Consider the following 18,091-nt stretch of genomic DNA (forward strand, 5'->3'; position numbering starts at 1 on the left):
GCCCGGCATGTCCGCGACGACGACCGCACCGGCCTGGAACCGGGTCCGCCAGGAACCCGGCTGGCTGGCCCGGGTCTTCGAGATCAAGATCGTCCTGGTGCTCGCCTGCCTCTTCCCGGCGGTGGCGCTGCTGATGACCTTCCTGACCTATCCGCTGGGCCTGGGGATCTTCCTCGCCTTCACGGATACGACCATCGGCCGCAGCGGGCAGTGGGTGGGCCTCGAGAATTTCGAGTACCTGCTGGAGGATCCGCTGTGGTGGAACGCGGTCTTCTACAGCGTCTTCTATACGGGGGTGGCGACCTTCGGGAAGTTCGCGCTCGGCCTGTGGCTGGCGCTGCTGCTGAACAACAACCTGCCGCTGAAGTCGCTGCTGCGGGCGATCATCCTGCTGCCCTGGATCGTCCCAACGGTGCTCTCGGCCATCGCCTTCTGGTGGATCTACGATCCGCAGTTCTCGATCATCTCCTACCTCGCGGTGGATGTGCTCGGGGTGCGGACGACGAATATCGACTTCCTCGGCAGTGCCTGGCCGGCGCGCTGGTCGCTGATCGCCGCCAATATCTGGCGGGGGATACCCTTCGTCGCCATCTCGCTGCTGGCGGGGCTGCAGACCATCTCGCCCTCGCTCTATGAGGCGGCGCTGCTGGATGGCTCCACCGGCTGGCAGCGGTTCCGTTACATCACCTTCCCGATGCTGCTGCCGATCCTGGCGATCGTCATGACCTTCAGCATCATCTTCACCTTCACCGACTTCCAGCTGGTCTATGCCATCACCCGCGGCGGGCCGGTGAACTCGACGCATCTGCTGGCGACCTTGGCCTTCCAGCGCGGCATCCCCGGCGGCCAGCTCGGCGAGGGCGCGGCGATCGCGGTCTCGATGATCCCGTTCCTCGTCTTCGCGACGCTGTTCAGCTACTTCGGCCTGGCACGGCGCAAGTGGCAGCAAGGAGAAGGCAATGACTGACGCCGCCGCACTGCCGCAGCAGACAAATGCTTCCACCGCCCAGGCCGAGACCATGGCCTGGGACAGCCGGGCGCGGCGGACGGTCACGCTTTATGTGCCGCTTGCCTGCTTCGTGCTGATCCTGCTGTTTCCCTTCTATTGGATGACGATCACCGCCTTCAAGCCGAACGCCGAGCTGTTCGACTACAAGACCTACAACCCGTTCTGGATCGGCTCGCCGACGCTCGATCACATCAAGCATCTTCTGTTCAACACCGCCTATCCGAAATGGCTGCTGACGACGATGACGATCGCCGTCTGCTCGACCTTCCTCTCGCTGTTTGCCAGCACGCTGGCGGCCTACGCGATCCAGCGGCTGCGCTTCAAGGGCAGTCAGTATGTCGGGCTGGCGATCTACCTCGCCTATCTCGTGCCGCCCTCCATCCTGTTCATCCCGCTGGCGACCATGGTCTACCAGCTCGGGCTGTTCGACAGCCCGCTGGCCTTGATCCTGGTCTATCCGACCTTCCTGGTGCCCTTCTGCACCTGGCTGCTGATCGGCTACTTCAAGTCGATCCCGTATGAGCTGGAGGAATGCGCGCTGATCGACGGCGCGACGCGGCTGCAGATCCTGCGGCAGATCACCCTGCCGCTGGCCGTCCCCGGGCTGATCTCGGCGGGGATCTTCAGCTTCACGCTGTCCTGGAACGAGTTCATTTACTCGCTGGCCTTCATCCAGAGCAGCGAGAAGAAGACCGTGCCGGTGGCGATCCTGACGGAGCTGGTCTCGGGCGACGTGTACCAGTGGGGAGCGCTGATGGCGGGGTCGCTGCTGGGCTCACTGCCGGTGGCAATCTTCTATTCCTTTTTCGTGGACTACTACGTCTCCTCGCTGACCGGGGCGGTCAAGGAATAGACCGCCCCGCAGACACCGCGGCTAGAGCTTGCGGCCGAGCGCCGCGACGTAGCCGCGGTTATGCGTCGGGGTCAGCCACACCTCGTTCATCGTGACATGCGGCGGTAGGCAGGCGACGTAGCGGATCAGGTCGCCGCAATCCTCGGGCTGCAGCATCCGGCCGAGGTCCTCGGCGCTCAGCGGGTTCGGGCGCTTCTTCAGGATGGGCGTGTTCACCTCGCCCGGGCAGAAGGCGGTGCTGCGGATGCCGTTGACGCATTCCTCCATGTTGATGGTGTGGCTCATCGCCACAACCGCGTGCTTGGCGGCGCCGTAACCGGGGCCGCTCATCACGCTCACGCTGCGGCCGGCCATGGAGGCGGTGTGGATCATCTGGCCGCCGCCCTGGGCGCGCATCTGCGGCAGCACCGCGCGGGCGCAGTAGAAGGCCGAGGAGAGGTTGCCCTGGATCAGCTCGTCGATGCCCTCGGGCGAGATGGTCTTCCAGCTCCGCTCGGTGATGTTGACGCCGGCGTTGCTGACCATGATGTCGAGCCGGCCGTGCTGGGCGACGATGCGGGCGACGGTCGCGTCGACGTCCGTGGCGCGGCGCAGGTCGCAGGGCTCGACATGGGCGGTGCCGCCCTTGGCGCGGATGCGGCCCGCGACATCCTCCAGCGGTTCGCGGCGGCGGCCGGTGAGGACCACGGTCGCGCCTTCCTCGGCCAGGGCGAAGGCCGCGGCCTCGCCGATGCCGCTGCCGCTGCCGGTGACCCAGGCGATCTTGCCCTCGAGCTTGCCCATCGGAACCCCTCCCCTTGCGTGATCGGCGCAGGCTAGCCCCCCGGGGCCGGCTTGTGGAGGCGCCGTCCCCATGCTTCGCTTCGGGAAAGGGATGAAAGGGAGGATGCCATGAAGATCGCCCGGGTCGAGACCCTGCGCGCCGATGCCGGCTGGCGGCTGTTCTCCTTCCTCAGGGTCACCACAGATGACGGGCTGATCGGCTGGTCCGAATACAACGAGAGCTTCGGCAGTACCGGCCTGTCTGCCGTCATCGAGGGGCTGTCGCCGCTGATCATCGGTCGCGACCCGACCCGGTGGGAGGAGGTGACGGCCTGGCTGCATGTGATGACGCGGCAGTCGCGCGGCGGGCTGAACCAGCAGGCGATCGCGGCGATCGAGAATGCGCTGCTGGATATCGCGGCGCGGGCGCGGGGCATTCCGGTCTATGCGCTGTTCGGTGGGCCGATCCGGGAGCGGATCCCGGTCTACTGGTCCCACTTCGGCAGCTACCGGGTGCGCAATTCGAAGTTCATGGGCACGCCGCCCTGCCTGGATTGGGACGAGGTCGGTCGTCATGCGGCGGAGGTGAAGGCGCTCGGCTTCCGCGGGCTGAAGACGAATATCCTGATCCCCGGCGAGGATGGCAAGCTGTTCCAGTACTCGCCCGGCTTCGGCCGCCATGCCGGCTGGCCGGAGCTGAATTGGGACAACCGAACGCTGTCGCTGCTCAAGCAACATCTGCGGGTGATCCGCGATGCGGTGGGGCCGGAGTTCAATCTCCACCTCGACACCAATTTCCACTTCCGCACCGAGGGCTTTCAGCGCGTGGCGGCGGCGGTGGCGGAGTTCGACCTCACCTGGCTCGAGATCGACATCCATGATGCGCCGGCGCTGGCCAGCATCAAGCGGATGGCCCCCTGCCCGATCGCCAGCGCCGAGACGCTACATGGGCGGCGGGAATTCCGGCCGTACCTCGAGGCCTATTCGATGGATGTCGGCATCGTCGACGTCATCTGGAACGGGCTGGCGGAATCGATGAAGATCGCCTCGCTCTGCGACGTATACGAGGTGAACTGCGCGCCGCATAATTTCTACGGCAACCTCTGCAGCATGATCAGCGCGCATTTCAGCGCGACCATCCCGAATTTCCGGGTGATGGAAATCGATATCGACAGCGTCTCCTGGCGCGACGAATTCACCCCGGCGCCGACCATCGAGAATGGCGAGCTGCTGCTGCCGAAGGGGCCGGGCTGGGGTGTCGAGGTGAATGAGGCGGCGATCCGTGCGCGGGCGCCCAAATAAAGGAAGAGAGATATGGCCAAGTACAGGATCGTCACGCCGGCCTTCGCCCAGGTAGGCTATGCGCTGGAGAATGAGGCGCTGGCGGGGCTGGATGCCGAGATCGTCGAGGCGCCGATGGACGAGGCCGGCTTCATCGCCGCCGCCCGCGATGCCGACGCGATCTATGCCAAGGGCATGCCGATCACCAAGGCGATCATCGATTCGATGCAGAACTGCAAGGTGATCACCCTGGGCAGCGTCGGCGTCGACAGCGTCGACGTGAAGGCGGCGACGGCGCGCGGCATCCCGGTGACCAACATTCCCGATACCTTCATCGAGGAAGTCGCCGACCACGCGATGATGTTGCTCCTCGCCGGCTTCCGCCGGTTGCTGGAGCAGGACAAGATGGTGCGGGAGGGGCGCTGGAAGGAAGGCCGACCGGCGCTGCTGAAGATCCCCCGGCTGATGGGGCAGACGCTGGGCTTCATCTCCTTCGGCCGGGTGGCGCGTGCCGTCGCCAAGCGGGCGGCGCCCTTCGGCCTCAGGATGATGGCCTATGACCCCTTCATCGAGGAGATGACCATCTCCGATGCCGGCGTGCTGCCGTCGACCCTGAACGAGGTGCTGAGCCAGTCCGACTTCATCTCCATGCATGCCCCGGCGCGGCCGGAGGTGCATCACATGCTGCGGGAGGAGCACTTCCGACAGATGAAGCCGAGCGCGATCTTCATCAATACCGGCCGCGGCCCGACCGTGCAGGAGGAGGCGCTGATCAAGGCGCTGCAGGAGGGCTGGATCGCCCATGCCGCGCTCGACGTGCTGGAGACCGAGCCGCCGTCGCACAACAACCCGCTGCTGCGGATGGAGAATGTCACCCTGACGGCACATGTCGCCAGCGCCTCGGCCCGCTTCGATGAGGCGCGCAAGCGCCGCGTGGGCAATGAGCTGGCGCTGGTGCTGTCGGGCAAGTGGCCGATGTCTTGCGTGAACCCGGCGGTCTTGCAGAATACCGCCTTGCGCCGCTGGCAGCCGGTCGGCATGGGCCGTGGCCCGAACAGCTAGGAGTCCAGAAAGATGACCACCAAATATGCCGTGGTGACCGGCGCCGGATCGGGGGTCGGCCGGGCTGCCGCCCTGGCGCTGCTGGCGGATGGCTGGAGCGTCGCGCTGGCCGGGCGCCGGGCCGATGCGCTGGCCGAGACGGTGACGATGGCCGGCAATGCCGGGCCGCGGGCGATGCCGGTCTCGACCGATGTCGGCAATCCGGAGGCGGTGAATGCACTGTTCGCGCATATCAGGTCCGAATGGGGCCGGCTCGACTTCCTGTTCAACAATGCCGGGGGCAATGTCCCGGCAGGGCCGATCGAGGATTTGAAGTACGAGGATTGGGCGCGGGTGGTGCAGGTGAACCTGACCGGCAGCTTCCTCTGCGCCCAGGCGGCCTTTCGCATCATGAAGGAACAGGACCCGCAGGGCGGCCGCATCGTCAACAACGGCAGCATCAGCGCGCATGTGCCGCGGCCGGACAGCGTCGCCTATACCAGTACCAAGCATGCCATCACCGGCCTGACCAAGACCCTGGCGCTGGATGGCCGCAAGTACGACATCGTCAGCGGCCAGGTGGATATCGGCAATGCGGCGACGCCGATGACCGCCCGCATGGCGAAGGGCGTCAAGCAGGCCAATGGCGAGATGAAGGTCGAGCCGACCTTCGACGTGGCGCATGTCGGCAATAGCGTGGTGATGATGGCGAACCTGCCGCTGGATGCGAATATCCAGTTCATCACCATCACCGCGGCGAAGATGCCGTGGATCGCCCGGGGCTAGGCTTGGGGAAGGCGACCCAGGCCCCGCTGAGCGGGGCCTGCGGCTGCGAGGGTCATTCTTTGACCAATGGCTGCTCGGGGGATCTCAAGAGACCAGGCATTGCCCTGAGCGCTGCGGGTCGGCTGGTCAGCCAGCATCGACGTCCATTCCGGCCATGCAGGATTGCCTGCTGAACGTCGGGACCGTGGCCGTAGTCGGCGAATGATGCGGGTCGGGCGTTTCCGAGCGAGGTGGAATCCGCCGTGTGCCTAATACCGGCTATGGCGCCCCAACCACCGACACGCGCCTTGGCCAATGCCGCCAGGCGGGCGCCCCTCAGCCGTCAGCCTGGCCGAGCGCCGACAAGGCTTCGGCGACCTCCCCAGGCAGCAGACGCAGCGGCCCTGCCAGGCCCGGGACATCCTGCCGACGTGCTGCCGCCTCGAGGATCAGCAACTGCTCGGCCAGCACGCCGAGACCGAAATTCGCGGCGACCCCACGCAGCGCATGGGCCTCGATTCGCAACGCCTCGAGATCACCCGCGGCCGCGGCCGCGGCGATGCGCGGATGGCGCTGCCGCAGTTCATCGGCACAGAGGCCGGCGAGCACGGGGCCGTGGCGCAGGGCCAGGTGGGCCGGCCGGTCCCGCGTCACCGCTTGCTCGGACCACGTCCGACACGGGGCTGGGGGCCTGTCCTCAAGCATGGACATGACCCTGGGGAAGGAGTGCAGGCCGGCAAGGCATTGCTCCTGGCCTCAGGTCTCCCCGGGCGGGGAGCCGCCGGTCTGGTCGGGTGCGGGTAGTAGCAAGCCAGGTCATGACACCTCACCGCAGCAATCATCAACCGTAAACACGTGAGGCGCGATTAAGCACATCAAGACCACTACCGGCAAGAATATCGTATTCGAAACATATTGCTTGGGACGTGATTGCTTCCCCGCCTCTTGCCCGGGCCGGTGCCGGGTGCGATGTTCCGGCCGCCCGAAAACCCCTGTCCGCGCCCGCGCCGCGCCCCCGCAGCGCTTGGCAGCGGGAGGCCATGAGGATTGTTATGGCGAAGATCCAGGTGAAGACCCCCGTCGTCGAGTTGGACGGAGACGAAATGACCCGCATCATTTGGGGGTTCATCAAGGAGAAGCTGATCCTCCCCTACCTGGATGTGGACCTGAAGTACTACGACCTGGGCATCGAATACCGCGATCAGACGGATGACCAGGTCACCGTCGATGCGGCCAATGCCATCAAGCAGTATGGCGTCGGCGTCAAATGCGCGACCATCACCCCGGACGAGGCCCGCGTCGCCGAATTCGGCCTCAAGAAGATGTGGCGCAGCCCGAACGGCACCATCCGCAACATCCTGGATGGCACGATTTTCCGTGAGCCCATCATCTGCAGCAACGTGCCGCGCCTGGTGCCGCATTGGTCCAAGCCGATCGTGGTCGGCCGGCACGCCTATGGCGACATCTACCGCGCCATCGAGATGAAGATCCCCGGCGCCGGCAAGGTCAGCATGACCTATACCCCGGCCGACGGCAGCGGCCCGGTCGACATCGGCAGCTTCGACTTCAAGGGCGCCGGCGTGGCGATGGGGATGCACAACCTCAATGCCAGCATCGAGGGCTTCGCCCGTGCCAGCTTCAACTACGGCCTGGCGCGCAAGTATTCGGTGTACTTCAGCCACAAGAACACCATCCTCAAGGCCTATGACGGCAATTTCAAGGACATCTTCAAGTCCATCTTCGATGCTGAATTCGCTGACAAGTTCAAGGCCGCCGGCCTGGTCTACGAGGACCGCCTGATCGACGACATGGTGGCCTCGGCCCTCAAGTGGGAAGGCGGCTATATCTGGGCCTGCAAGAACTACGATGGCGACGTGCAGTCCGACATCGTGGCGCAGGGCTTCGGCTCGCTCGGCCTGATGACCTCCGTGCTGCTCTCCCCGGACGGCAACACGGTCGAGTCCGAGGCGGCGCACGGGACGGTGACGCGGCATTACCGCGAGCACCAGAAGGGCCGCGAGACCAGCACCAACCCGATCGCCTCGATCTTCGCCTGGACCCGCGGCCTGGCCTACCGGGGCAAGTTCGACAACACCCCGGACGTGACCGCCTTCGCCGAGACGCTGGAGAAGGTCTGCGTGCAGACGGTCGAGAGCGGCTCCATGACCAAGGACTTGGCGATCCTGATCGCCAAGGACCAGCCCTACCTCAGCACCCAGGCTTTCCTGGCGAAGCTGGACGAGAACCTGCAGAAGGCCATGAAGTAAGCATTGCGCCCTCGCTGACCGAAGGGGGCGGGTCCTGCGGGACCCGCCCTTTTTTTGTGCCAAGGATCGGGTCCATGCATTCACTGTCCCTCCTCGACTGGATCGCCTTCGGCGTCTTCGCCGCCTGCTGGGCCGGCTACTCCACCCTGGTCGACCGGCTGCCCTCGCTGCACCAGCGCAGCGTCATCGCCGCGATGGACCAGCACCGGCAGCGCTGGATGCAGACCATGGTGACGCGGGACAACCGCATCATGGACACGCAGATCATCGGCAACCTGATGAACAGCACGTCCTTCCTGGCGAATACCGCGATCTTCATCCTCGGCGGCCTGGTCGCCATGCTGGGCAGCCCGGACCTGGGTGCCCGGGTCTTCGGCGCCCTGCCCTTCGCCACCACGCCGGACCTGGCGGTCTGGGAGATGAAGATCGCGCTGCTGCTGCTGATCTTCGTGCGCGCCTTCTTCGAGCTGACCTGGGCGCTGCGGCAGTTCAACTACTGCTCCATTGTCATGGGCGGCATCTCCCACGATCCGGCCGATCCCGGGCGGACGGCGCATGCCGAGGTGGCGGCCAAGGTGGCCAACCGGGCTGCGGGGCATTTCAACAGCGGGCTGCGGGCCTACTACTTCGGCCTCGCCGCCCTGGCCTGGATCCTTCATCCGCTGGCCCTGGTCATCGCCAGCATCCTGGTGCTGCGCGAATTGTACCGCCGGGAATTCCGCTCGATCGTTCGTGAAGCGCTCCAAGGTTGAAGCAGCCATGCAGAATGAGCTTATCAGTTCCGTGATGTAACAATGCATGCTTGATTGAACAGCTGTTCATCCATTCCTTTTATACTGAATTTCACTAATCCGTTATTGGTTCTGTGCCGGGTAAGTTACTTTGCCGTCACCGACTGCTCGGCTAAAGGCTGCGATAGTGATAAGCAGTTGCAGCTGAGGACGGGCCCAATGGACTTTCGATCGGTCGACGGATCGGGCAACAACCTTGCCGATCCCACGGTGAATGCAGCAGGCAGCGACTTCATCCGGATCGGCGAAGCGCATTATGCCGATGGCATCTCGGTGCCGCTCGGCGGGCCGAACCCCCGCACCATCAGCAACCTCGTGGTCGGCGAAGGCGACGCGGTCGTTGCCAACGACCAGGGCCTCTCCGGCATGATGTATGCCTGGGGCCAGTTCATCGACCATGACCTCACGCGGTCCACTGGCGACGGCGTCAACTCCATCGCCATCACCGTGCCGAACGGCGACCCCATCTATGCCGACGGCACCTTCATCCCGCTGACCCGCGCCGTCCAGGATCCCTCCAGCGGCGCCGGGACCGGCACGCCGGCCATCGCCATCAACCGGAACTCCGGCTGGCTCGACGGCTCGATGGTCTATGGCTCGGACAGCGTGACCGCCGCCGCGTTGCGGCTGGCCGATGGCCACATGGCCACCTCGGCAGGCAACAACCTGCCGCTGGTCAACGGCATGTCCTTCGCCGGCGACGTCCGGGTCATGGAGAACCCCTCCCTCACCGCCCTGCAGACCATCTTCGTCCGCGAGCACAACTACCAGGTTGACCGGCTGGCCGCGGCGGATCCCTCCCTCACCGGCGAGCAGCTCTACCAGATGGCCCGCGCCATCGTCACCGCCGAGATCGCCCGGATCACCTACGAGGAGTTCCTGCCGAAGCTGCTCGGCGCCGACGCGGTGCCCGACTACGCTGGCTACGACCCGACGGTCGATGCGACCCTGAGCGTCGAGTTCACCGGCGCCGCCTATCGCTGGGGCCATTCGACCGTCTCGGCCGAGACCGAGCGCAAGGACGAGCAGGGCAATGTCACCGGCCCCGCGCTGACCCTGCGCGACACGTTCTTCCTCACCCCGGCCGCCTTCTCGTCAGATGGCGGTGCCGATGGCTTCCTCCGGCACCTGGGATCGGACCAGTCCCAGGCGATGGATGCGCGGATCGTCGAGGATCTCCGCAGCTTTCTCTTCGATCCGCCGGTCGGCCAGGATCTGGCAGCCATCAACATCCAGCGCGGCCGCGACCTGGGCCTCGGCACCCTGAACCAGACCCGCGTCTCGCTGGGCCTCGAGGCCTATACCGATTTCGCCCAGATCACCTCGGATGCCGGCACCCTCGCCGGACTCCGCACCGCCTATGCCACGGTCGATGAGATCGATCTCTGGACCGGCGGGCTGTCGGAGCAGGCGAAGGGGGCATCCTTCCTCGGCGAGACCTTCTCACGCATCGTCGGCGACCAGTTCGTGGCGCTGCGCGACGGCGACCGCTTCTGGTACCAGAACCAGGGCTTCGATGCGGCGACGCTCTCGGCGATCGAGCACACCAGCCTCAGCGACATCATCCTGCGCACCACCGACACCCAGTACCTGCAGGGCGACATCTTCTCCTACTACGAGCGCCATGCGCCCGGTGTTGCGCCGGAGGACCCGGATTCGCCGCAGCTCGTCGTCGGCAGCGCGGCCAACGAGACGCTGGTCGGCGGCGACCAGGGCGACATCCTGGCCGGCAACGGCGGCGACGATGCCATGGCGGGCGGAGCCGGCGACGACCTCTACCACGTTGATGGCCAGGGTGGCGTGGTCTACGAGGCCAACGGCGGCGGCCATGACACGGTCATCGCCTCCGGCAGCTACTATCTCTATGCCGAGGTCGAGGCCCTCACCCTGAAGGCCGGGGCGGGCGACATCTTCGGCGTCGGCAACGCGCTCGACAACGTCATCACCGGCAACGAGGGCAACAACCTGCTGCTCGGCGGCGACGGCGACGATCTCATCCGCGGCGGCGCCGGCAATGACACGCTGTATGGCGAAGCGGGCGATGACACGCTCGAGGCCAGCGGGGGCGTCGATGCGCTCGCCGGCGGGGCCGGCGACGACCGCTACTACGTCAACGGCATGCAGCACCTGATCTTCGAGGACATCGGCGGCGGCGAGGACCTGGTCTATGCCGAGGTCGGCGCGGGTGCGGCGAATGCCTACTACCTCTACGCCAATCTCGAGGGTCTGCGGCTGACCGGGACGGCGGACAGCTGGGGCGTCGGCAATGAGCTGGGCAACTTCCTCGCAGGCAATGCCGGGGCGAACTGGCTGCTCGGCGGCGAGGGCAATGACACCCTGAACGGCGGCGCCGGCAATGATGTGCTGTTCGGCGGCGCCGGGGCGGATACCTTCGTCATCCGGCCGGGGACCGGCGCCGAGCTGGTGGCCGACTTCACCCCGGGCGAGGATGTGATCCTGCTCGACGAAGTGCCGGGCCTGGCCTCTTTCGCCGATGTGCTGGCGGCGATGCGGGAAGTGGATGGGGTGACTGCGATCGACCTCGGCGGCGACGATCTTCTCGTCATCGGCGGGGTGGCGAATGCCAGCCTGAGCGCGAGCGACTTCGCCTTCGCCTGAACCGGAGGCCTCGGGCGCCCATGGCGCCCGAGGCCTGATCACCCCGCCAGGGCGGTCCTGATGGCCTCCAGGGCGGCCTCCGCCAGGGCGGCGTCGGGACCACCGGCCTGGGCCAGCTCCGGCCGGCCACCGCCGCCCTTGCCGCCGACGGCGGCGCTGGCGGCCCGCACCAGCGGCACGGCATCGAGCTTGCCCCGCGCCGCTTCGCCGATGCCCACGACGATGCTGGTCTTGCCTTCCGCGGTGGAGACCAGGGCGACCACGTCCGTGGTGCCGGCCTTCAGGATAGCCTCGGCGACGCCCTTCAGGTCCTTCGGCGGCATGTCGCCGAGATTGCGCAGCGAGGCGCTGTATCCACCGATGGTCTCGGCCTCGGCGGCGCTGGCGCCGGTCGCCAGCTTCTTGCGCAGCTCGGTCACCTCGCGTTCCAGCCGGCGACGGTCCTCGAGCAGGGTGGCGACCCGGGCCGGCACGTCGGCAGGCGGGACGCGGAGGGCGGCAGCGGCTTCCCCGAGGCGGCGGGCCTGCTCCTCGATGATGGCCAGGGCCGCCTCCCCGGTGACCGCCTCGACGCGGCGGATGCCGGCAGCCACGGCCCCTTCGGAGACGATCTTGAACAACCCGATGTCGCCGGTCCGGCGGACATGGGTGCCGCCGCAGAGCTCCAGCGAATAGACGCCCTGCTTCTCGGTCGCGGCGGGGTCGTGGCCCATGCCGATGACCCGGACCTCATCGCCGTATTTCTCCCCGAACAGCGCCATGGCGCCGACGCCAACCGCCTGCTCCGGGGTCATCAGCCGGGTGGTGACCTCGGCATTCTCGCGGATGCGGGCATTCACCTCGCCCTCGGTCCAGGCGAGGTCGGCCTCGGTCATCGGGGTCGGCTGGGAGACGTCGAAGCGCAGCCGGTCGGGCGCGTTCAGCGAGCCCTTCTGGGCGACATGGGTGCCGAGCCGGCGGCGCAGCGCCTCGTGCAGCAGGTGTGTCGCGCTGTGGTGGGCCCGGATGGCGCCGCGGCGGACGTGATCCACCTCGGCCTGCACGGCCATGCCCAGCTTCGCCTCGCCATGGGCGACGGTGCCGGTATGGACGAAGAGGTCGCCCAGCTTCTTCTGGGTGTCGCGGATGGTGATGCGGCAGGCGTCGCCGGCCGAGATCTGCCCGGCGTCGCCGACCTGGCCGCCGCTCTCGGCGTAGAAGGGCGTCTGGTTCAGCACGATGGCGACCTCGGCCCCGACCGGGGCGCTGTCCACCGCCTGGCCGTCGCGGATGATGGCGAGGATCTCGCCCTCCGCCGTCTCGGTGCTGTAGCCGAGGAATTCGGTGGCGCCGAGGTTCTCCTTCAGGTCGAACCAGACGGCATCGGTCGCCGCCTCGCCGCTGCCGGCCCAGGCGGAGCGGGCCCGGCGGCGCTGCTCGGCCATCGCGGCCTCGAAGCCCTCGGTATCGACGGCGCGGCCCTCGGCGCGCAGCGCATCCTGGGTGAGATCGAGCGGGAAGCCGTAGGTGTCGTAGAGGCGGAAGGCGATGTCGCCCGGCAGGGTGGCGCGGTCGCCGAGCTTCGCCGTCTCATCCGCCAGCAGGCCGAGGCCACGTTCCAGCAGGCTGCGGAAGCGGGTTTCCTCCAGCTTGAAGGTCTCGGTCACCAGCGCCTCGGCGCGGATGATCTCGGGGTAGGCGCCGCCCATCTGGCGGATCAGCGCCGGAACCAGGCGGTGCAGCAGCGGCTCGCGCGAGCCCATCATATGGGCGTGGCGCATGGCGCGGCGGAGGATGCGGCGGAGGACGTATCCGCGCCCTTCGTTCGAGGGCATGACGCCATCGGCCATGAGGAAGGTGCCGGCGCGCAGGTGGTCGGCGACGACGCGGTGGCTGGTGCGCCACGGCCCGTCCGGATCCTGGCCGGTCGCCTCGGCGCTGGCGAGGATCAGGGCACGCAGGGTGTCGGTGTCGTAGTTGTCGTGCTTGCCCTGGAGGATGGCGGCGAAGCGCTCGAGGCCCATGCCGGTGTCGATCGAGGGGCGCGGCAGGCCGACGCGGGTGCCGGGCGGCCCCTCCTCGTACTGCATGAAGACCAGGTTCCAGATCTCGATGAAGCGGTCGCCATCCTCGTCCGGGGAGCCGGGGGGGCCGCCGGGGATATGGTCGCCGTGGTCGTAGAAGATCTCGGAACAGGGGCCGCAGGGGCCGGTGTCGCCCATGCGCCAGAAATTGTCGGAGGTCGGGATGCGGATGATGCGGCTGTCCGGCAGGCCGGCGATCTTCTTCCAGAAGACCGGCGCCTCCTCGTCCTCGGTGTAGACGGTGACCAGCAGCTTGTCGCGGGCGAGGCCGAAGTCGCGGGTCAGCAGCTCCCAGGCGTGGCCGATCGCCTGTTCTTTGAAGTAGTCGCCGAAGGAGAAATTGCCCAGCATCTCGAAGAAGGTATGGTGCCGGGCGGTATAGCCGACGTTGTCGAGGTCGTTGTGCTTGCCGCCGGCCCGGACGCATTTCTGCGCCGTCGTGGCCCGGACGTAGGGGCGCTTTTCCTGGCCGGTGAAGACGTTCTTGAACTGGACCATGCCGCTGTTGGCGAACATCAGCGTCGGGTCGTTGCGCGGGACCAGCGGCGAGCTGTCGACCACCTGATGCCCGTTGCGGCCGAAGTAGCCGAGGAACGTCGCGCGGATATCGTTGCTGCTGGTCATCGCCGGTCCTGTCTGCCCCTGGGCCGGGCAGACGGGACAGGGTCGGGGAAGGAAATGTCCTCCCTCCCCAACCCTACCGGCCGCCCATGGCCTGCCAGCCTCCTACCGCGCGCGACGGGAGGCGTCTACTCGGCGGCGGCGGCCTCGTCCTCGCTGGCACCGTCGCTCTCGCCGACCAGCATCGCATTGGCGACGATGCCGGCCTGGCCGCGGACCTTGGCCTCGATCGAGGCGGCCATCGTCGGGTTGTCCCGCAGGAACTGCTTGGCGTTCTCGCGGCCCTGGCCGATGCGCTGGCCCTCAGCGCTGAACCAGGCGCCCGACTTCTCGACCACCCCGGCCTTGACGCCGAGGTCGACCAGCTCGCCGACCTTGGAGATGCCTTCGCCATACATGATGTCGAATTCCACCTGGCGGAACGGCGGGGCCATCTTGTTCTTGACGACCTTCACCCGGGTCTGGTTGCCGACCACGCTCTCCCGGTCCTTGATCGCGCCGATGCGGCGGATCTCGAGCCGGATGGAGGCGTAGAACTTCAGCGCATTGCCACCCGTGGTCGTCTCCGGGTTGCCGAACATGACGCCGATCTTGAGCCGGATCTGGTTCAGGAAGACCAGCAGGCAGTTGGAGCGGGAGACGCTGCCGGTCAGCTTGCGCAGCGCCTGGGACATCAGCCGGGCATGCAGGCCGACATGGCTGTCGCCCATCTCGCCCTCGAGCTCGGCGCGCGGCACCAGCGCCGCGACGCTATCGACCACCAGCACGTCGATCGCACCCGACCGGACCAGCGTGTCGCAGATCTCGAGCGCCTGCTCGCCGGCATCCGGCTGGCTGATCAGCATGTTGTCGATGTCGACGCCGAGCTTCTTGGCGTAGCCGGGGTCCAGCGCATGCTCGGCATCGATGAAGGCGCAGGTGCCGCCCTTCTTCTGGGCCTCGGCGATGATGTGCAGCGCCAACGTGGTCTTGCCCGAGCTTTCCGGGCCATAGATCTCGATGATGCGGCCCTTCGGCACGCCGCCGATGCCGAGCGCGATGTCCAGCCCGAGCGAGCCCGAGGAGATCACCTCGATCTCGCCGTCCAGGGCCTGCCGGGCGCCCATCTTCATGATGGAGCCCTTGCCGAAAGCCCGCTCGATCTGGCTGAGCGCGGCGTCGAGCGCCTTTCCCTTGTCCATTTTGGCTATCCCTGGCTACTGGCCCTAGCGACTGGCCCTGCTGCTGGCTCGATCCGAGGTCGTTCGACGGCAACGGCTTGCGGTGACTGAAGCGGGACGGGCCGAGGGTTGCAACACCGCTCAGCCTGACCCGCCACCAAACCGTAACGGTAACGAAATCGACCTTACCACCGCCCGCTGGTGACGGACAGAGTATGGTCACGTCCCTCGGGAAAAACAAGAACATTTGGTAAACACGGCTTCGGTCAGACCGGCGCTGCCGCCGGGCCGAGAGCCTGTCCCAAGGTCTCCAGAAGCTGGGTCGGCGCATATGGCTTGGCAAGGAAGTGATAGCCCTCCTCCGTCAGGTCGGCCGGAAGCGCCGCCTCGGCGTAGCCGGACACCAGCACCACCGGCAGGTCGGGCCAGCGTCGCCGCAGCAGCCGCGCCAGGGCTACCCCGTCCATTCCGGGCATGGCCACATCGCTGATCAGCCCGGCCGGGCGCGGTGCGGCCTCCAGCGCCGCCAGCGCCGATTCGGCGCAGTCCGCCGCCAGCACCGCGTGGCCCGCCCGGTCGAGGATCCGCTCGGCCAGGCGGCGCAGGGGAGCCTCGTCCTCCACCAGCACCAGCCTGCCGCCGGCGGCAGGCGCGGCCGGGCGCGGCGGCGGAGCCTTGGGCGCGGGCAGCGGGTCGGCCGGTGCGTCCTGGCGCGGCAGGTGGATGCGGAAGCGGGTGCCGCCGCCGGGCCTGCCCTCGACCGCGATATGGCCGCCCGACTGGGCGATGATTCCCTGCACCGTTGCCAACCCGAGGCCGGTCCCCCCCTGGTCCGGCCGGGTGGTGAAGAAAGGCTCGAACAGGCGCGGCAGGACCTCGGGCGGGATGCCGCAGCCGGTGTCGCTCACCTCCAGCACCACGTAGCGGCCGGGCGGCAGGCCGGTGGTCCCCTCCCCGTCCGGCCGCAGGACCAGGGCATGGCCCGTGGCGATGGTCAGGGTGCCGCCATCGGGCATCGCCTCCCGCGCATTGACCGTGAGGTTCAGCAGGACCTGGTCGAACTGGGTGGGATCGACGCGGATTCTCCGGCCCGGCTCCTCGAGCGCCAGTTCCAGCCGCACGCCGTCGCCCAGCAGCCGCCCCAGCAGCGGCGCCAGGTCGCCGATGGCGCGGTTGACGTCGAGGATCCGCGGCTGCAGCCGCTGCTGCCGCGCGAAAGCGAGAAGCTGGACCACCAGCGCCGCGCCACGCCGCGCCGCGTCCTCGATACCGGCCAGCTCGGCCAGGGCCGCCGGCGGCAGGCCGCCCGAGCGCATCGCCTCGGCGCCGCCGAGGATGGCGGTCAGCAGGTTGTTGAAATCGTGGGCGATGCCGCCGGCCAGCCGGCCGATGGTCTCCAGCCGCGCCCCGGCTGCCTGGCGGGCCTCGGCGCGGCAGTCCGCTGTCCGGTCGAGTACCCGCAAGAGCAGCCGTCCCCCGGCTGGCAGAGGTTCGGCGGTCAGGCTCCAGACAGCATCGGCCGGTGCGGTGGGGTCGGCCGGGGCAGCCCGGAGCGGCACGGCGCCACTGCGGGCCGTGGCCAGCATCAGCGCCAGGCCAGGACGATCCGCCGGGGCGAGCAGCTGGGCCGCCGGCAGGCCGGACCGCATGGTCAGGGTCGGACCGGCCAGGCGGCCCAGCGCCGGATTGGCCGCGATGATGTCGCCTGCGGGGTCGAGCAGCGCCATACCGTCCGGCGCCGCGGCAAAGAGGTGCATGAACGCCGCCTCCGCCGCATCCGCCCGGCGGAGGAAGCGAGGCCTAGCCATGCCGCCTGCCCTGCAGGCGCCAGACATAGGCGATGATCTCGGCAACCGCCTGCCAATGCTCGGCGGGGATCTCGCTGTCCGGCTCCAGGCGCCACAAGGCGCGGGCGAGCGGCGGGTTCTCGACGATCGGCACTCCGTGCTCGACGGCCGCCGCCCGGATCCGGGCTGCCATGGCATCCACTCCCTTGGCCACCAGCCTCGGCGCCGAGGCCTGCCCCTGCGCATAGGTCAGGGCGACAGCGTAATGAGTTGGATTGGTGACGACAACCGTCGCCTTCGGCACGGCGGCGAGCATGCGCTGCCGGCCCCGCATCTCCCGCAGGCGGCGCAGCCGTGCCTTGATGTGCGGGTCGCCTTCGTTGTCGCGGTGTTCCTGCTTCACCTCCTCGCGGCTCATCCGCAGCTTCCGCAGGTGACGCCACCGCACCCAGACCAGATCCAGCAGGGCGATGGCCCCGAATGCGAAGAGCGCCGCGACCAGCAGCCGCAGCACCCCCTGCCCCATCGCCCGCAGCAGCAAGGCCGGCGGCTCGTGCAGGGCGGCCTGCAGCACCGGCGGTTCGATGGCATGCCACAGGGCGGCGGCGACCAGGGCCAGCTTGATGAGGGTCCGGAGCAGCTCCGCCAGCCCCTCGGGGCCGAGCAGCCGCCGCAGTGCCGCGCCGGGATTGATGCGGGCCAGCTGCGGCGCCAGGGCCTCGGCCCGCAGCAGGATGCCGGTCTGCGCCAGGCTGGCCAGCACCCCCGCCGCCGCCACCAGCCCGAGGAGCGGCAGCAGCGTCAGGGCAGATTGCCGGAGCAGGGCCGGAACCAGCGCCATGCCCTCGCCGGCGTTGGGTGCTTCCAGCAGGGCGCGCATCGCCTTCAGCCACGCCAGGCCAAGCGGCGGCAGGGCGAGAAACCCGGCGATGGTGCCGGAGAGCAGCGTGGCGAAGCCGATCGCCTCCCGGGAGACGGCGGTTTGCCCCTCCCGCCGGGCCTGATCGAGCCGGCGCTGGGAGGGAGCTTCGGTCCGGTCGCCTTGGCCGGCCTCCTCGCCTTCGGCCATGCC

At 68.0% G+C, this 18,091-nt stretch carries 14 protein-coding genes; 8 read left to right on the forward strand and 6 right to left on the reverse strand.

What is annotated here, in order from left to right; genetic code table 11:
• Positions 1-7 precede the first annotated feature (7 nt).
• Complete coding sequence (locus QWZ14_RS23325; RefSeq protein ID WP_290319346.1) at positions 8-967, forward strand: carbohydrate ABC transporter permease; 960 nt, start codon at positions 8-10, stop codon at positions 965-967.
• Positions 960-1,862 (forward strand): carbohydrate ABC transporter permease, encoded by a 903-nt coding sequence (locus tag QWZ14_RS23330; protein ID WP_290319347.1) that lies wholly within the window; start codon positions 960-962, stop codon positions 1,860-1,862. Before QWZ14_RS23325 ends, QWZ14_RS23330 begins: the two co-directional genes overlap by 8 nt.
• A gap of 21 nt (positions 1,863-1,883) precedes the next feature.
• Here the strand turns inward: QWZ14_RS23330 and QWZ14_RS23335 are convergent, their stop codons facing one another.
• On the reverse strand, positions 1,884-2,645 hold the full coding sequence (locus QWZ14_RS23335) for an SDR family oxidoreductase (protein WP_290319348.1): 762 nt from the start codon (positions 2,643-2,645) through the stop codon (positions 1,884-1,886).
• 108 nt (positions 2,646-2,753) lie between these two features.
• Between QWZ14_RS23335 and QWZ14_RS23340 the strand changes: the two genes are divergently transcribed.
• From QWZ14_RS23340 to QWZ14_RS23350, 3 genes are read left to right on the forward strand one after another with little or no spacing between them, the layout of a single operon-like run.
• Positions 2,754-3,926: a mandelate racemase/muconate lactonizing enzyme family protein gene (locus tag QWZ14_RS23340; protein WP_290319349.1), complete on the forward strand. Its 1,173-nt coding sequence runs from the start codon at positions 2,754-2,756 to the stop codon at positions 3,924-3,926.
• Positions 3,927-3,938: 12 nt separating this feature from the next.
• Complete coding sequence (locus QWZ14_RS23345) at positions 3,939-4,967, forward strand: C-terminal binding protein (RefSeq protein ID WP_290319350.1); 1,029 nt, start codon at positions 3,939-3,941, stop codon at positions 4,965-4,967.
• Between the two features lie 12 nt (positions 4,968-4,979).
• Positions 4,980-5,732: an SDR family oxidoreductase gene (locus QWZ14_RS23350; RefSeq protein WP_290319351.1), complete on the forward strand. Its 753-nt coding sequence runs from the start codon at positions 4,980-4,982 to the stop codon at positions 5,730-5,732.
• A gap of 315 nt (positions 5,733-6,047) precedes the next feature.
• Here the strand turns inward: QWZ14_RS23350 and QWZ14_RS23355 are convergent, their stop codons facing one another.
• Positions 6,048-6,365 (reverse strand): Hpt domain-containing protein, encoded by a 318-nt coding sequence (locus tag QWZ14_RS23355; protein WP_290319352.1) that lies wholly within the window; start codon positions 6,363-6,365, stop codon positions 6,048-6,050.
• Positions 6,366-6,763: 398 nt separating this feature from the next.
• On the opposite strand from QWZ14_RS23355, the gene QWZ14_RS23360 reads away from it, so the two are divergent.
• The 3 genes from QWZ14_RS23360 (at position 6,764) to QWZ14_RS23370 (ending at position 11,388) form a co-directional block, all read left to right on the forward strand.
• Positions 6,764-7,978: an NADP-dependent isocitrate dehydrogenase gene (locus QWZ14_RS23360; RefSeq protein WP_290319353.1), complete on the forward strand. Its 1,215-nt coding sequence runs from the start codon at positions 6,764-6,766 to the stop codon at positions 7,976-7,978.
• Between the two features lie 74 nt (positions 7,979-8,052).
• Positions 8,053-8,730 (forward strand): DUF599 domain-containing protein, encoded by a 678-nt coding sequence (locus QWZ14_RS23365; RefSeq protein ID WP_290319354.1) that lies wholly within the window; start codon positions 8,053-8,055, stop codon positions 8,728-8,730.
• 198 nt (positions 8,731-8,928) lie between these two features.
• Entirely contained in the window at positions 8,929-11,388 is a 2,460-nt protein-coding gene (locus tag QWZ14_RS23370) for a peroxidase family protein (protein ID WP_290319355.1), read from the forward strand.
• 38 nt (positions 11,389-11,426) lie between these two features.
• Here QWZ14_RS23370 and alaS read toward each other — a convergent pair whose 3' ends face one another.
• The 4 genes from alaS to QWZ14_RS23390 form a co-directional block, all read right to left on the reverse strand.
• Entirely contained in the window at positions 11,427-14,075 is a 2,649-nt protein-coding gene (gene alaS / locus QWZ14_RS23375; protein WP_290319356.1) for an alanine--tRNA ligase, read from the reverse strand.
• A gap of 125 nt (positions 14,076-14,200) precedes the next feature.
• The gene (gene recA, locus QWZ14_RS23380) at positions 14,201-15,253 is read right to left on the reverse strand and encodes a recombinase RecA (RefSeq protein WP_290319357.1); all 1,053 of its coding nucleotides are present in this window, start codon (positions 15,251-15,253) and stop codon (positions 14,201-14,203) included.
• A 245-nt stretch (positions 15,254-15,498) separates the two neighbouring features.
• Complete coding sequence (locus QWZ14_RS23385) at positions 15,499-17,040, reverse strand: PAS domain-containing sensor histidine kinase (RefSeq protein WP_290319358.1); 1,542 nt, start codon at positions 17,038-17,040, stop codon at positions 15,499-15,501.
• Positions 17,033-18,088 carry an EscU/YscU/HrcU family type III secretion system export apparatus switch protein gene (locus QWZ14_RS23390; RefSeq protein ID WP_290319359.1) on the reverse strand — a complete coding sequence of 352 codons (1,056 nt, stop codon included), beginning with the start codon at positions 18,086-18,088 and terminating at the stop codon, positions 17,033-17,035. The genes QWZ14_RS23385 and QWZ14_RS23390 overlap by 8 nt, the downstream gene beginning before the upstream one ends.
• Between the last annotated feature and the right edge of the window lie 3 nt (positions 18,089-18,091).

Source organism: Paeniroseomonas aquatica, assembly GCF_030409335.1.
In the GTDB taxonomy this organism is placed as follows: domain Bacteria; phylum Pseudomonadota; class Alphaproteobacteria; order Acetobacterales; family Acetobacteraceae; genus Belnapia; species Belnapia aquatica.

Bases quoted from the DNA above. Each gene is read 5' to 3' on its own strand.
- recA (WP_290319357.1), bottom strand. From the start codon at position 15,253: ATGGACAAGGGAAAGGCGCTCGACGCCGCGCTCAGCCAGATCGAGCGG.
- QWZ14_RS23365 (WP_290319354.1), top strand. From the start codon at position 8,053: ATGCATTCACTGTCCCTCCTCGACTGGATCGCCTTCGGCGTCTTCGCC.
- QWZ14_RS23370 (WP_290319355.1), top strand. From the start codon at position 8,929: ATGGACTTTCGATCGGTCGACGGATCGGGCAACAACCTTGCCGATCCC.
- QWZ14_RS23335 (WP_290319348.1), bottom strand. From the start codon at position 2,645: ATGGGCAAGCTCGAGGGCAAGATCGCCTGGGTCACCGGCAGCGGCAGC.
- QWZ14_RS23350 (WP_290319351.1), top strand. From the start codon at position 4,980: ATGACCACCAAATATGCCGTGGTGACCGGCGCCGGATCGGGGGTCGGC.
- QWZ14_RS23340 (WP_290319349.1), top strand. From the start codon at position 2,754: ATGAAGATCGCCCGGGTCGAGACCCTGCGCGCCGATGCCGGCTGGCGG.
- QWZ14_RS23325 (WP_290319346.1), top strand. From the start codon at position 8: ATGTCCGCGACGACGACCGCACCGGCCTGGAACCGGGTCCGCCAGGAA.
- QWZ14_RS23390 (WP_290319359.1), bottom strand. From the start codon at position 18,088: ATGGCCGAAGGCGAGGAGGCCGGCCAAGGCGACCGGACCGAAGCTCCC.
- QWZ14_RS23345 (WP_290319350.1), top strand. From the start codon at position 3,939: ATGGCCAAGTACAGGATCGTCACGCCGGCCTTCGCCCAGGTAGGCTAT.
- alaS (WP_290319356.1), bottom strand. From the start codon at position 14,075: ATGACCAGCAGCAACGATATCCGCGCGACGTTCCTCGGCTACTTCGGC.
- QWZ14_RS23360 (WP_290319353.1), top strand. From the start codon at position 6,764: ATGGCGAAGATCCAGGTGAAGACCCCCGTCGTCGAGTTGGACGGAGAC.
- QWZ14_RS23330 (WP_290319347.1), top strand. From the start codon at position 960: ATGACTGACGCCGCCGCACTGCCGCAGCAGACAAATGCTTCCACCGCC.
- QWZ14_RS23385 (WP_290319358.1), bottom strand. From the start codon at position 17,040: ATGGCTAGGCCTCGCTTCCTCCGCCGGGCGGATGCGGCGGAGGCGGCG.